The sequence below is a fragment of the Marinomonas colpomeniae genome, from assembly GCF_014803385.1.
In the GTDB taxonomy this organism is placed as follows: domain Bacteria; phylum Pseudomonadota; class Gammaproteobacteria; order Pseudomonadales; family Marinomonadaceae; genus Marinomonas; species Marinomonas colpomeniae.
Genome location: NZ_JACYFC010000004.1, coordinates 433,417 through 448,748 on the forward strand (window position 1 = coordinate 433,417; position 15,332 = coordinate 448,748).

Annotated in this window: 13 protein-coding genes; 4 read left to right on the forward strand and 9 right to left on the reverse strand. The window is 38.5% G+C overall.

Annotation, left to right across the window (positions count from 1 at the left end):
• Positions 1-219: 219 nt before the first annotated feature.
• The 6 genes from hpf to leuC form a co-directional block, all read right to left on the reverse strand.
• Positions 220-612, reverse strand: coding sequence for a ribosome hibernation-promoting factor, HPF/YfiA family (gene hpf, locus IF202_RS14140; protein ID WP_191595550.1), 393 nt, complete (start codon positions 610-612; stop codon positions 220-222).
• 261 nt (positions 613-873) lie between these two features.
• Positions 874-1,536, reverse strand: coding sequence for a YoaK family protein (locus tag IF202_RS14145; protein ID WP_191595551.1), 663 nt, complete (start codon positions 1,534-1,536; stop codon positions 874-876).
• 127 nt (positions 1,537-1,663) lie between these two features.
• Complete coding sequence (gene asd / locus IF202_RS14150) at positions 1,664-2,782, reverse strand: aspartate-semialdehyde dehydrogenase (RefSeq protein WP_191595552.1); 1,119 nt, start codon at positions 2,780-2,782, stop codon at positions 1,664-1,666.
• An 80-nt stretch (positions 2,783-2,862) separates the two neighbouring features.
• A complete protein-coding gene (gene leuB, locus IF202_RS14155; RefSeq protein ID WP_191595553.1) occupies positions 2,863-3,942 on the reverse strand; it encodes a 3-isopropylmalate dehydrogenase in 1,080 nt (359 codons plus the stop codon).
• Between the two features lie 71 nt (positions 3,943-4,013).
• Positions 4,014-4,664, reverse strand: coding sequence for a 3-isopropylmalate dehydratase small subunit (gene leuD / locus IF202_RS14160; RefSeq protein WP_191595554.1), 651 nt, complete (start codon positions 4,662-4,664; stop codon positions 4,014-4,016).
• Between the two features lie 22 nt (positions 4,665-4,686).
• The gene (gene leuC, locus IF202_RS14165) at positions 4,687-6,114 is read right to left on the reverse strand and encodes a 3-isopropylmalate dehydratase large subunit (protein ID WP_191595555.1); all 1,428 of its coding nucleotides are present in this window, start codon (positions 6,112-6,114) and stop codon (positions 4,687-4,689) included.
• Between the two features lie 93 nt (positions 6,115-6,207).
• Here leuC and IF202_RS14170 point away from each other — a divergent pair, with 93 nt between their 5' ends.
• A complete protein-coding gene (locus tag IF202_RS14170) occupies positions 6,208-7,086 on the forward strand; it encodes a LysR family transcriptional regulator (RefSeq protein ID WP_191595556.1) in 879 nt (292 codons plus the stop codon).
• 5 nt (positions 7,087-7,091) lie between these two features.
• On the opposite strand, the gene IF202_RS14175 is transcribed toward IF202_RS14170, so the two are convergent.
• Positions 7,092-8,243, reverse strand: coding sequence for an MFS transporter (locus IF202_RS14175; protein ID WP_191595557.1), 1,152 nt, complete (start codon positions 8,241-8,243; stop codon positions 7,092-7,094).
• A 176-nt stretch (positions 8,244-8,419) separates the two neighbouring features.
• Between IF202_RS14175 and IF202_RS14180 the strand changes: the two genes are divergently transcribed.
• Positions 8,420-10,042 (forward strand): alpha-glucosidase, encoded by a 1,623-nt coding sequence (locus IF202_RS14180; RefSeq protein ID WP_191595558.1) that lies wholly within the window; start codon positions 8,420-8,422, stop codon positions 10,040-10,042.
• Between the two features lie 102 nt (positions 10,043-10,144).
• On the opposite strand, the gene IF202_RS14185 is transcribed toward IF202_RS14180, so the two are convergent.
• Together IF202_RS14185 and IF202_RS14190 are read right to left on the reverse strand one after the other, a co-directional pair.
• Positions 10,145-11,215 (reverse strand): AI-2E family transporter, encoded by a 1,071-nt coding sequence (locus IF202_RS14185; RefSeq protein ID WP_191595559.1) that lies wholly within the window; start codon positions 11,213-11,215, stop codon positions 10,145-10,147.
• A gap of 13 nt (positions 11,216-11,228) precedes the next feature.
• The gene (locus IF202_RS14190) at positions 11,229-11,474 is read right to left on the reverse strand and encodes a sulfurtransferase TusA family protein (RefSeq protein WP_191595560.1); all 246 of its coding nucleotides are present in this window, start codon (positions 11,472-11,474) and stop codon (positions 11,229-11,231) included.
• Positions 11,475-11,522: 48 nt separating this feature from the next.
• Between IF202_RS14190 and IF202_RS14195 the strand changes: the two genes are divergently transcribed.
• Together IF202_RS14195 and IF202_RS14200 are read left to right on the forward strand one after the other, a co-directional pair.
• Positions 11,523-12,935 (forward strand): M48 family metallopeptidase, encoded by a 1,413-nt coding sequence (locus IF202_RS14195; RefSeq protein ID WP_191595561.1) that lies wholly within the window; start codon positions 11,523-11,525, stop codon positions 12,933-12,935.
• 453 nt (positions 12,936-13,388) lie between these two features.
• On the forward strand, positions 13,389-15,266 hold the full coding sequence (locus IF202_RS14200; RefSeq protein ID WP_206705494.1) for a tetratricopeptide repeat-containing diguanylate cyclase: 1,878 nt from the start codon (positions 13,389-13,391) through the stop codon (positions 15,264-15,266).
• Positions 15,267-15,332: the final 66 nt, after the last annotated feature.

Genomic DNA, 15,332 nt, shown 5'->3' on the forward strand with positions numbered 1-15,332 from the left:
AATATGAATTAACAGCTTAATTACGCTGTCTCAAAAAAGCCTACAAATAATTATTTGTAGGCTTTTTTATTGCCTTGAACTTATAAAGTTTTTCAGACTTTAAGCTCTTTAGCTTTACTCTTTTAACTCTGCGTCTCCCTCAATTCAACAGCTGCTTTGATAAACATCAGGCACAAAAAAGCCCCGCAATGCGAGGCTTCTCCTAAATAGGTTGATTAGCTAAATAACTTCGCGCTCTACAAGCTCATCAAACTCAGCTTGTTCTTGTCGCTCTATAGGGCTTTCGACATCATTAGCGTTTATATGGTGCTGTCTACCAACATGTTTCGCTTTGTATTTAATCAGCTGCTTTTCTAGCTTTCCAACTAGAAGATCAAGGGCAGGTTTAAGCTGCTTGTCCGTTTTAACAGTTGCGAAAAGGTCGTGACCAGGAATATGAACACTGGCTTCTACTATTAACTCATGAATATCATGCTTTTCTGTATTAAGAATCACTTTAATACTGGTTATCTGATTATTAATTCGAGATAAATGATCCATTTTTTCTTTGACTACTTCTTGAACTTCTTCACCAGATTGGACGTGGTGACCGCTAATATTCAATGTATACATAAAGAATTTCCTTCTGTTTAGGTCAAATTTTTTTATTTACTTAAATGTAGTTCCTCCTATGTGTTTTACTCTTATATATAATCTATGGATGAATTGATTAGATTTCAATGCCTACAATGTAAATAGTTGTTCAAGATCATGAATATACAATTATTCACGTCTAAAACATCTATTTAAACACTCTATTAATCAATAGCATACAGATCCACATCTAGCAATTTTTCAATTAATTAAGTCGTAAAAAATATGTCATAATATCTATTAGCCATTTAATCGCATGCGATAAACACGGTAAAGCATCGCAAGAAAAAAGCACATACAAGTAGGCATTAAAAGAGCATAAAAACTAATTTGATGAAACAAGAAAGCACCTAACGCCCCTCCTAAAACAAATCCTATTACAACAATAACAAACAATAGAGCTTTACGTTTATCAAAGGCTTTTCCTCTAAGGACGCCCCCGATCATAATACCTAAATCGGTAAATATGCCCGTTAGGTGAGTAGTTCGAATTACAGCGCCGCTGTAAGTAGTAACCAGTGCATTTTGAAGGCCACAAGCAGCTGATGCAAAATAATGCCCCATAGGATGGTTACCTAAAAGAAAATACATTGCTCCTAATAACAAAAAAGCCTCTATAGTGAGTAATAAATCATAAAACCGACCAAGCTTTAATGAAGTATCTGTCAACATAAAGCCAGAAAAAGTAGACCCAATAACAAAACTTAGCAATATTCCAGCAAGATGAAGTAATGACTTATATGAAGAGTCAAATAGAGCGCTACCTAAGAGCGTCGCTGTACCAGATAAGTGAGATACAGCCTGATGCTCAAAGCCCAGCAGTGCAATGGCATTAACGCTCCCTGCGACTAAAGCTAATGAAAAAGCACCATACTCAACCCACTTCGGCAATTTTGAAATCATAAAAAACCTTACTTCTTTCTATCAACAATACCGTGATGAAGAAAAGTATAAACAGTACTTTTCGCAGAAACAAAAAAAAGCGTTTGCTATGACGGCAAACGCTTTTTTATAACATTGAATCAAAACGTTAGTCGTTAAGTAAAATACGCAACATACGACGCAATGGCTCAGCAGCACCCCACAACAATTGGTCACCAACAGAGAAAGCACTGATGTATTCAGGCCCCATGTTCAGCTTACGAATACGACCAACTGGAATATTCAAAGTACCAGTCGCTGCCGTTGGCGTTAAACGCTCCATTGTCGCTTCTTTATCATTAGGAACGACACTCACCCAATCGTTATGCTGAGCCAGCATGCCTTCAATATCAGCAAGCGGAATGTCTTGGTTCAATTTAATCGTAAACGCTTGGCTATGACAGCGCATAGAGCCAATACGAACACAAAGACCATCAACAGGAATTATAGATCCTGTATTACCCAAGATTTTGTTCGTTTCAGCCTGTGCTTTCCACTCTTCTCTACTTTGACCGTTATCTAATTGAGAATCGATGTAAGGAATTAAGCTACCCGCCAACGGCACACCAAATTGATCAACAGGCATAGTATTAGAACGCATTTGCTCTGCTACTTTACGATCGATCTCCAAAATGGCACTAGCAGGATCAGCAAGCTCAGACGCAACTGAGCCTTGCAGCATGCCCATTTGGTTAATCAACTCACGCATGTGGCGAGCACCACCACCTGACGCCGCTTGATACGTCATAGACGTCATCCATTCGATGTGATCTTTCTCGAACAAGCCGCCTAAAGCTAACATCATCAAACTAACGGTACAGTTACCACCAGCAAAGGTTTTCACGCCATCTTTTAGACCTTGTTTGATAACATTCTGGTTAACTGGATCCAACACAATGATTGCATCTTTGTCCATGCGCAATGATGATGCTGCGTCGATCCAGTAACCGTTCCAACCAGCCTTACGCAACTCAGGGTAAATAGCCTTGGTATAATCGCCGCCTTGGCAGGTGATTATAATGTCCATTCTCTTTAACGCTTCAATATTATTAGCGTCTTGAAGCAATGGAATATCTTTACCAATTTCTGGCCCTTTTTGCCCCGCTTGAGAGGTAGTGAAAAAAATTGGATCAATATGATCGAAATCGTTTTCTTCTCGCATACGCTGCATCAACACGGAACCAACCATTCCGCGCCAGCCGACTAAACCTACAGTTTGTTTTGACATGGTCATCTTTACCTTTTTTTGTGGGGTCGCTCATACCAAGAGCAATATCCCAAGTGAATAAACTTAATGACTTTTTGACATTAAGCTTTTAGTGCTGCCAGCACAGCATCGCCCATGGCTTGTGTGCTAACCGTTTTGCATCCTTGTGATGCAATATCTGCTGTTCTTAATCCTTGATCCAAGACATTACTTACTGCCGCCTCTATCGCGTCAGCAGCGTCTTTAGAATCAAGAGAGTAACGCAACATCATAGCAACAGATAAAATCGTTGCTAGAGGGTTTGCAATGCCCTGTCCCGCAATATCAGGAGCAGAACCATGACAAGGTTCATACATGCCACGACCTTCTGCATTTAACGAAGCAGAAGGAAGCATGCCAATAGAGCCTGTTAACATTGCCGCTGCGTCAGATAGAATATCACCAAACATGTTGCCAGTAACCATTACATCGAACTGTTTTGGCGCACGAACAAGCTGCATTGCAGCATTATCTACTAGCATATGCGTCAATTCGACATCTGGGTATTCTTTCGCAACTTCTTCCATCACTTCTTTCCAAAGTACTGTTACTTCCAATACATTAGATTTATCGATAGAACAAACGCGTTTGCCACGTTGACGTGCGGCTTCAAAAGCAGAGTGACCAATACGGCGAATCTCAGATTCATTATAAACATAAGTGTTATAACCTTCTCGCTCACCGTTTTCTAATGTACGAATACCACGAGGTTGACCGAAGTAAATTCCACCGGTTAGTTCACGTACGATCAAAATATCCAAACCGGCAACGATTTCTGGCTTCAAACTAGATGCATCGGCTAATTGAGGATACAAGATAGCAGGACGAAGGTTAGAAAATAGTTCAAGGTTTGAACGTAATCCTAATAAACCTTTTTCTGGGCGAAAAGCCATATCTAGACCGTCCCATTTAGGACCACCTACCGCACCTAATAGAATAGCGTCGGCGGCTTTTGCTTTGTCTAATGTACTTTCTGGTAAAGGAGACCCTGTTTCATCATAAGCAGACCCACCGACTAACGCGCTTTCATGTTTAATATCTAGCGAAAACTTTTCGTTTACTAAATCCAATACACGAACGGCTTGCGCTACAATTTCTGGGCCTATGCCGTCACCAGGTAAAACCAATACATTTTTACTCATACTTAATCCTTCATTTCATGTTTTAACGCTCATGCATCAAAACCAATATTTAAAAAACTGTTTAGCGAAAATTATTGCTCACGTGACAAGAAAAGCCACGGCGCTGCATTCATGCGTTTTTCTTCATAACGACGAATAGCAGAATCTTCTTGCAATGTTAATCCGATATCGTCCAATCCATTTAATAAACAATGCTTACGGAAGTTATCAACTAGAAAAGTAAATTCTGCACCTGAAGGTGACGTCACCGTTTGCGCTTCTAAATCAACAACGACTTGAGCGCCCTCTCTTGCCGTTACTTCAGCAAACAATTGATCAATTTCTTCTGCTTCCAACACAATTGGCAATAAACCATTTTTAAAACAGTTATTGTAAAAAATATCAGCAAAACTTGGCGCAATAACAGAGCGAAAGCCATAATCATCTAACGCCCAAGGCGCGTGTTCACGGCTTGATCCACAACCAAAATTTTGACGAGCAAGCAAAACGCTCGCACCAGTATAACGAGCTTGATTCAAAATAAAGTCTTTACGCAATGGACGACCATCACATTCTTGATCTGGTTGGCCTTCGTCTTCATAACGCAATTCATCAAATAAGTTTTTTCCAAAGCCTGTACGCTTGATTGATTTCAAGAATTGCTTTGGAATGATCATATCAGTATCAACGTTTGCCAAATCCAAAGGAGCGGCTAAACCTGTATGTTTCGTAAAAGGACGCATGTGTATTTCCCCTAAAGATTGTTTAGTGTTTAACCAACTCGTTTACATCAACGAAATGACCAGCAATTGCCGCTGCAGCTGCCATAGCAGGGCTAACCAAATGCGTACGACCACCAAAGCCTTGACGACCTTCAAAGTTACGATTTGATGTTGATGCGCAATGTTCGCCAGCACCCAACTTATCGGCATTCATTGCTAAACACATAGAACAACCCGGTTCACGCCATTCCAAACCAGCGGCTTCAAAAATAATATGTAAACCTTCTTTCTCTGCTTGTGCTTTTACTAAACCAGAACCAGGTACCACAATAGCCTGTTTCAATGTAGAAGCGACTTTACGGCCTTTAACAACGTCTGCTGCAATGCGTAAATCTTCAATACGAGAGTTAGTACAAGATCCAATAAACACACGATCAAGCGTTATATCTGCCAATGTCGTTTTGCCTTTTAAGCCCATGTATTTCCATGCGCGAGCATAACCTTCTTTTTTCACTGGATCGGTCTGGTCTTCTGCACGAGGAATCGCCTCATCAATGGCGATAACCATTTCAGGAGACGTCCCCCATGTAACTTGTGGTTTAATATCTTCTGCTTTTAGTACAACCACTTCGTCAAATTGAGCATCTTTGTCTGATACTAAATCTTTCCAAGCGCTAATTGCCATATCCCAATGCTCGCCTTTTGGCGCATAAGGACGACCTTTTACGTAATCAATTGTCGTATCATCAACGGCAATCAAACCAACGCGAGCACCTGCTTCAATCGCCATGTTGCAAACTGTCATACGACCTTCCATAGACAGTGACTGAATACCAGTACCACCAAATTCAATCGCATAACCTGTACCACCAGCGGTACCAATGGCACCTATAATAGCCAATACAACGTCCTTCGCAGAAACCCAAGAAGACAATTCACCATCAACTCGAACCAACATATTGCGGCTTTTCTTTTGCACAAGACACTGAGTGGCTAAAACATGCTCAACTTCTGATGTGCCGATACCGTGCGCTAACGCACCAAATGCACCATGGGTAGAGGTATGGGAATCACCACACACAACCGTCATACCTGGAAGCGTCGCACCTTGTTCTGGCCCAACAACGTGTACGATTCCTTGGCGAATATCTTTCATGTTGAATTCGGTAATGCCAAATTCATTACAGTTATCATCCAGCGTTGTCACTTGAATTTTAGACACAGGATCTGCGATACCATCAACACCGAAAACGCGCTCTTCTTTTGTCGTTGGCACATTATGGTCTGGCGTTGCTAAGCTTGAAGAAATGCGCCAAGGCTTGCGACCAGCCATTCTTAACCCCTCAAATGCTTGAGGAGAAGTCACCTCGTGAAGCAGTTGTAAGTCGATATAAATTAACGCACTACCATCATCGCGCTGCTGAACAAGGTGGCTATCCCACAACTTGTCATAAAGAGTTTTTGCTGACATAACTTCTCTCCTAAGAATCTTATTGCGTTATCCTAAAACTTTGGTTTAAATAACTCAAATTCATAATTTTCATATTTCGGATAATTTTTTGGAATGATAGACATTGCAGAACTACTTACCTTCATTAAAGTTGCAGAAACAGGTTCATTCTCAGAAGCTGGCACACAGCTTTTTGTCACTCAACCAGCGATAAGTAAGCGTATTGCCGCTCTAGAAAGTAACTTAGGCGTTAGGTTGCTTGACCGCATTGGTCGTCAAGTTCAATTAACAGAAGCAGGTATTCGTTTATTGCCAAAAGCCCGAAAAATGGCTGAAGATCTTCAGGATATAAAACGCAGTATGTCGCTGCAAATGGAAGGTGTAAGTGGTGAACTAAGAATCTCCACCAGCCACCATGTTGGTTTACGGCGTTTACCAGAAACCTTAAAGAAATTCCAACAAGACTTTCCAAGTGCTCAACTAGACATCGAATTTTCTCAATCCGAAGAAGCTTATCAAGACGTTCTTAAAGGTCGTGCTGAACTGGGTATCATTACTTTATCAAATAAAGAAAACCCACTCATTGAATCTGTTCCAATATGGTCAGACCCCCTCACTTGTGTCGTCAGTAAAGATCATCCACTTGCTTTATCGAAAAATCTAAATTTAACAGAGTTAGCGCAACACACTTGTGTTTTACCCAATAAAAACACGTTCACTAGACAGATTGCAGAGCAAGTTTTTGGGAAACAAGGGCTAAAACCTCAAGTACGTATGAATACCAACAACCTAGAAACACTGGCAATGTTGGTAAGTATTGGTTGGGGGTGGTCATTACTACCGTCAACATTAGTGGATGAAAGGCTTGTTGTTCTAAACTTGCCTGACTTGAATGTAGAAAGAAAGCTAGGGGTTATTCATCACAAGCAAAAAACATTAAGTCGTGCCGCCATCGCTTTTATTGAATTATTAAAAACCGAAGGTCATCAATAAAAGCACTATCGTCGCTGGTTAACCAATAGAATAATAAGTCCCAACGCACTGGTACCAGCGGCGGCTGTGAATGCCCAAGAACCACCAACCCACTCCCATAAATAACCAGTAAACACCATCCCCAAACCACCACCTAAACCAATAGCAAAAGCACTGTACATGGCTTGCCCTTGACCACCATAACGCTCAGGAAAAAGGTGGCGAATTTGCTCAATAGACACCATATGAAAAAGCGCGAAGGTTATACAATGAAGTAGCTGAGTAAAAATAAGTATCCATAAAACGGACGCAAACCATCCCACTAAGAACCAGCGGACAACGCCTGCTATAAAGCAAAGTGCGACAATATGAACAACGTGGAACTGTTTAATAGTGTTACCAAAAAACAAGAACAAAACGATTTCAATAATCACACCTAACGCCATCAACATACCAATATGTTCACCACTGTAACCAGCATTAGACAAATGAACAGCAAAAAATACATTAAAAGGTGCATGTGACATAAAAGCCAAGAAAGCTAAAACAAAAAACAGCATAGATTCATGGGTTTTAACTAAAGAAAAAAATGATGTTGTTTCTTTTTGAGTACTCACTTCATAGGCTTGTTCTTTTATGAAGAAAGTCGTTCCAGCAGCTAAGGCAAGACAAGCACACATAGTAGGAATCACGATCCAAACACCAAAGTGTCCAATCAGAAACCCCGCACCAGCTACCGCAACAACATAACCAATAGATCCACCCACCCTTATTCTTGTATAGGGCACATCTAAACGACGGATACTTCTAACAGACAAGGAATCTGTCATTGGCAGTAAAGCAGAATAAAACAATGCCATTAGACAAGTTAATAACCACAGAGTTTCGAATTGATCATTCCAATTAAACGGAATGACGGCAATAAAACATCCCAAGACACCTAACTGTAAGATGCGCTTAGGTAAACCAACCTTTGCCGTCAGCCAGCCCCAAAAGTGCGGTACTAAAATACCTGACAAAGTAAAAGTTGACATCAAACGGCCTATTTCAGATGCAGTTAAACCTATTGATTTATAATACACAGATATATACGGCATCATGACACCAAGAAAGGCGCAGAAAAAAAAGAAAAATAAAAATAAAGGCCAAGCAATAGGCCGAGCATTTTTAGAAAACATTATAGCTCCGAAATAATGACGGTATTTATTACGACATAAATAACTAAAATCATGCGTAAATCAAAAAATTTGAGTATGCTGCAATTAAGCTTAAAAAGCACTATAGATAATCATTAGAACTTTCTTTTTCTACTACAGACAATACGAATACTATAATTTATAGCAGGAGAAAAAACATGGTTAACAATCAAGAGTGGTGGCGTGGCGCTGTTATTTATCAAGTTTATCCTCGTAGTTTCTTCGACTCCAATAATGATGGTATTGGAGACCTTTCTGGTGTAACAAAAAAAATGTCCTATATTGCATCGCTTGGAGTCGATGCTATTTGGCTGTCACCTTTCTTTACATCCCCAATGAAAGACTTTGGCTACGATGTGTCAGACTATTGTGATGTAGACCCCATTTTCGGCACTCTTGACGATTTTGATGAGCTTATTATTTCCGCTCATAATCACGGTCTCAAGGTTATGATCGATCAAGTATTAAATCATAGCTCAGATCAACACCCTTGGTTTATTGAGTCTAGAAGCAGTCATGACAATTCAAAAGCCGATTGGTACGTATGGGCAGATGCGCAACCTGATGGTGCAGCCCCAAATAATTGGCTATCTGTTTTTGGAGGCCCTGCTTGGCATTGGGACAGTCGTAGAAGGCAGTACTATCTACATAATTTTTTAGACAGCCAACCAGATTTAAACTTCCACAATCCAAATGTCGTGAGCTCATTGTTACATACTGTTGAATTTTGGCTTAAACGAGGTGTCGATGGTTTTCGCTTAGACACAGCAAACTATTACTACCACGATACAGAACTTAGAAATAACCCACCAAAAGAAAACGTCGTAGAAGGGAGTATTGGTGTACGTCTAGATAACCCCTATGCTTATCAGCTGCATTTATACGATAAATCTCGTCCTGAAAACATTGCCTTTTTACAACGTCTACGCAACTTACTTGATCAATACCCAAATACCACGACTGTCGGTGAGGTCGGCTGCGACTTTTCGCTTAAAACAATGGCAGCTTACACTCAAGGCAACGACAAGCTCCACATGTGCTATTCCTTCGATTTGCTAACTCATGATTCATCCATGAAACACATTCGCAATACCATGGAGACAATTGAAGCAGGTTTAGGGGATGGATGGCCTTGTTGGTCAATCGGAAATCATGATGTAGAACGAGTCGCGACAAGGTGGGGTAGAAATCATCATTCAATCGAAAAATCCAAGATTTATATGGTGATGCTTTTATCATTACGAGGCAGTGTTTGTTTGTATCAAGGTGAAGAGCTTGGTTTACCTGAAGCGAATTTAGAGTTTAATCAGTTAGTCGACCCTTTTGGCATTAATTTCTGGCCTGAATTTAAAGGCAGGGACGGCTGTAGGACTCCTATTCCGTGGAAAAATCAACCCCTTGGAGGATTTACCGAATCCATTACTCCTTGGTTGCCGTTATCTAACGAACAATTACCATTAGCAGTAAAAGAGCAGGAAGATAACCGCCATTCTATTCTACATGCTTATCGTGACTTTCTTCATTTAAGACGAGCTCACCCTGAGTTAGTTCATGGAAGTATTCACTTTCTTTATAATGATGACTCCACATTGGTCTACACCCGAAGTTATAACCAAAAACAGCTATACATAGCATTAAACACGTCTGAACAGGATAAAATCATCCCTATCGATTTGAATCTGACACCATTAATACTTCCAGAAGCACTAAAATCTGGCTATATCGATCACAATGCTGTTGTTCTTCCTCCCTTCTCATCACTTATCGCCTACATTTCTTAATATAAGTATTTAAGGGAGATATACTCGATACAATAAAAAACCCACTTTTTTTATAAAAAGTGGGTTTTACAAACACATTAGGGCTGAGAACTAATGCTCGGATTAAATAGACTCAGAAGCCAGTTCTTCTTGGTTCGGCCATGCATTAATAATGGCCTTTACAAGCGTCGCTAGTGGAATAGCAAAAAATATCCCCCAGAAACCCCACACACCACCAAAAAACAATACAGCTACGATAATAGCTAATGGATGCAAGTTCACAGCTTCCGAAAACAGCAATGGCACAAGAACATTACCATCTAAAGCTTGAACGATTAGATACGCAACAACGACATAAACAAAATCACTTTGCGTGCCATATTGATAAAAGGCGACTAGCACAACAGGAATAGTAACTGCTGCGGCTCCAATATAAGGAATCAAAACGGAAAGACTGACCAACAAAGCTAACAATTCTGCATACTTCAACCCGAATATCGCAAATACAATATAAGTCACAACACCTACGACTAACATTTCAATAAACTTTCCACGAATATAATTCGCAATTTGCTCATTCATTTCATGGGCAATATTTCTCATCATTTTTCGTTCTTTTGGTAACCATGAAGTCAAATAACTCAAGATCCTATCCTGATCTTTCAGTAAGAAAAACATCACTAAAGGCACTAAAACTAAATAAATAACTAACGAAAATAAAGAGGGAATACTCGACAGTGAAAATGACACAAGCCATTGACCAAGGTTTGTCGACTCATTAGCTAAAGTATTAACAATTTCATCAATAGCGGTTTGACTTACAAACTCACTATTCCCTTCAGCAAAATGAAGAATTTCATCTCGAATAACGGTAAACATTCTTGGTGCATCTTGAACAAACCGTACCGCTTGACGCCAAATAATTGGCACCATTACTGCGATAAAAACACCACACGACGTTAAAAAAGTAAAAAATACAAGAAAGACAGATGTCACATGACCAAGACCAACTTTCTGTAACCTATCCACCACACCTTGAAGTAAGAATGCTAGAACGATCGCAATGAGCACAGGTGCAAGAACGCCACCCCACAAAGCTAAAACACCTAGAGTTGCTATTAAAAGCAAGAGAAATACAACGACTTCTTCATTAGAAAAATATCGTTTAATAAGCGTATCAACTATTTTAAACATGCTTGAGTCCGTTTTAATTCTTCTGAATCACAAAGGTATATAGATCATTGTCTTCATTCATCGACAATAAAGAAAATCCAACTAATGCCACGTACTGAGGTATATCTTTCAACGACCCAGAATCACCAGTTGTAACACATAAGCGTTCGCCTACTTGCATCTTACTCAGAGATAATTTGGTCTTTAGTAAAGGCATTGGGCAACGATCTTTTCTTGCATTCAAGATTACGTCATACTGCTTATGTTCATTGATTGTCATTTTACATTGTACCTATTACTTTTTTACCTAATAAATATTTGCCATATTATGAGACTATTTTTAAACGTTACAACAGGTTTGACCATATTTGCCTTTGTTTTTACAAGTGCCCTAGCCACTTCTGCTCTTTCGGCTATTCCCGACTTAGAGGCTAATAAAGATGAGCGATCTTTATCTAACCCTTCCTATGTACTAGGGCAGCATTGGTTTCGCCAATTAAATGGCAGTAGAGCATTAATCGATTTTCCACCAGCTTATGACTATTTAAAAGACACGCTTTCAAAAATTTTACCGCAAACAAATCTTTATAATAAAACGGTGGAAATGACTTTTTTAAACAGTTCACAAAGCAACGCCTTTGTCATTCCTGGAAACCATATGTTTATTTACTCGGACATTATGGAAATAATTACCAATGAAGATATGTTCTTAGGGCTTCTTTCTCATGAAGTAGCTCACTTAGATCTTAGACATTACGAGCGACAAAAAAAATATGCGAACGAAGAGCTACAAAAAACGTTAGCCTTAATTGGCGCAGGAATAGCGGCGGCTCTTGCTGGTGCGGATGGCGATGCGACAACAGCACTTTGGTTAGGAGGTATAGCAAATCAAGCAGAAAACAAACTCACCTATAGCCGAACTCAAGAACAAGAAGCAGATAGACGAGGTAGACAATATTTAATTGAAGCAGACCTATCTCCTGAGGGTATGACAGAACTATTCCAAGCTTTTTTCAAACAAGCACTTGGTCGACCTAAATTAGAATTTTTATCTACACACCCCTCTCCGGACTCCAGGTTATCTGATTCCTTTAGTGTTGAATCAAAAGAAACAATTCTCAGCTATAAAGCACCTACTGATTTTGAATATTTCAGAGCGAGTTTATTAGCATACAGAGCCGGCTTAGAAGAACAGCCATATAGCTATCTTAATCAAAAAATACAAAATGAAGATGTTAAAAATTTCGCAAAAGGGCTTTTTTCCTACCTTATTCACTCTCCTGAACGTTCACTTAATTTCTTAGAGAAACTAGAAAAACATAATCAGTTCACAGACTACCTTCAGGCATTAAGCTTTATAGCAACAAACCAAAATGAAAATAGCTTACAAATTATTGATAAACAACTAGATATAGCTCCAAAAAATATAATTTTCTCAATACTTAAGGCTGAAGTAAATCAATCACTTCCACAAAAAATTCTTTCTGATTATCTATATGAAGAACGCATATTTTGGCGGGCTAACATACAATATTATAAATCGATAAATAACATACCAATGGCATTACATTATCGCTCTCTTCTTGACTTCAGCCAGGGTAAAGATAAAACAGCAAGATATCTAAACGAGAGAGCAGAAAATGACGCACTAGATAGTGAAAAAGAAGTCATTAGAGAAACAGGGGTATTTTTTAAAAAAATAAGGGATGTGGAAAGGCAAGAGGATATAGATGAAAAATAGTGTTTTTAACGTGAAATTTTAGAATTTTGGTTGAACTCTTGGAGATATAAAAAAAACCAGATCTTCTTTAGATTTTAACAAAAAAATACAACTTATTTCTACATTCTTTACGGTGAGCATATATTATGTAATTGATCGTATTAGATATTAAGTTAGATATAATGTTTTTTAGCATGATAAAATACATCTTCACTTCTAATTTTTTTCATCCATATTTCCGTAAAAAAGCCAGTACTTGAGTTATAATTTATGCATTTGCATTTTATCGTAGACCAATTATATTCCATAAATTCTCTGTGTCTGAAAAAGGTACTTTCTGTTTTTTTACCTTCGAAATTACCTATTAACAAAAATCTGACACAAGTTTTTTTAACTATATTTTTCACATTTTACATTAGTCTAGCGAACTCTCAAGAAAACACGTCAGCGATTAACACTGAGACTATATCTGAGATGCCTACTGCTCTAACGTTTATAGATAAGGCTGAAAATCACTACCAGAAAAAAAATTATAATGCCGCTATTGACCAATATATTCATGCATCGAAATATTTGTCACACCCCGATAAAGCCACAAAAAAGAAGCTAGGACAAATATATAAGAAAATAGCACAGTCATATAAACGTTTAAAAAACAGACAACAAACGGTTTTTTTTTATAAAGAAGCATTAGACACATTTACGGACATTGAAGACAAAAAAAACATGGCCCGTACACTCAATACTCTTGCAGAAGCCGAACGTTATCTAGGACATTATGTAGTAGCATTAGATTATTCAACCCAAGGTTTAAAGCTACACACCGAACTTGACGATCCTGAAGGACGCGCTAAAGCACTAATCGGTGCAGGAATTATTTCTCGATATATCAACCATTATGAAAAATCCCTTGAATACTTTTATGAAGCCTATCAGTACTATGAAAAAGTAAATAACGCCTCTGGTATTGCGAAAACATCCAACCAAATGGGACTTATATATACAAAAATAAAGGAATTTGATCATGCTAGATTCTTTTATCAACGAACAATTAACCTTCCAAAAAATGAAATAGATCCTGACACACTAGCCATTGCATCTAGAGAAATTGCCGTTATAGCTTTGAACTCTGAAGATTATGTAACCGCACGAATGATGGCAAAAAGAGCCTATAATATTTATCAAAGCGAAAATAACAAATCAAAAAGTTCCCTTACCACACGAATTATTGCAAACACTTACCGAGCTCAACAGGATATTAATAACGCTATAATTTATTACAGAAAATCTCTATCTCTTGCTACAGAGGTAGGAAGTAAAATATATCAAATAAAAGCGCTAATCCCTTTAGGTAATGTTCTAATTCATAGCAATCTAGACGAATCTATTCGCTTATTGAAAAAAGCATTAACACTCTCTATTCAGATAGACACTAAACCCCATCAATTATATGCCTACCATGAACTTAGAGAAGCTGAAAAATTACGAGGAAACATTTCAGCGTCACTCAGCTACGCTGAAAAAGAAATTCATTTATCTAACGTAATTCAAAAAGAGAGAGAAGATAATAAGCTAGTTCTAGTGAAAGCTAAACTACACTCTAGACAGTTAGAGATAGAGTTAGAATCGTTAAAGAAAGCAACAAAGCTGGATCAACTTACATTAGCTAAGAATAAAAGTGAAATTGAAATAGCAGAACAAGCAAGAAAAATATCTGAACTAGAACTTACGAAAAACAAATATGCCAGCGTCACACTGGCGTCTTTACTGACAATATGTTTATTCGTTTCAATCTATATTTCCCGAAGATTCATAATTTCAAAAAGACGTAATAAAGAACTCAACTACTTGGCAACTCGTGACCCGTTGACGAACTGCTATAATCGTCGCGTTTTATTTGATTTTATAAATCAAGATTTTTCAGACTCAAGACAACTCGGAGAATATTGTATTATTCTAGCTGATATAGATCACTTTAAAGCTGTCAATGACACCTATGGACATAGCGCTGGCGATACGGTACTTCGTGAAGTAGCTAAAGTTTTACAAGCTAGTGTTGATCAGAATGATATAGTGGCGCGCTTTGGTGGCGAAGAGTTTTGTATTGTTTTACCTAAAGCCTCTCAAGGTCAAGCAATACAGGTTGCTGAGACTATTAGACAGTCTATAGAGAGTACTAACTTTGGAGACATTTCCATTACGTGTAGCTTAGGGGTAACCTCAATTAAGTTTAACGCCAAGTCTTCTACAGAATTAATTGATCAAGCCGATTTAGCACTCTTTAAATCAAAATCTAATGGTCGCAACCTAGTCACTCTGTGGGATAAAACGCTTGAAAACAATCATAAGTAGATATGAGGCCCATAGAGATACAAACGGAAACTTGTTAACCTAATAATAATCTAAATATTCGCTCTT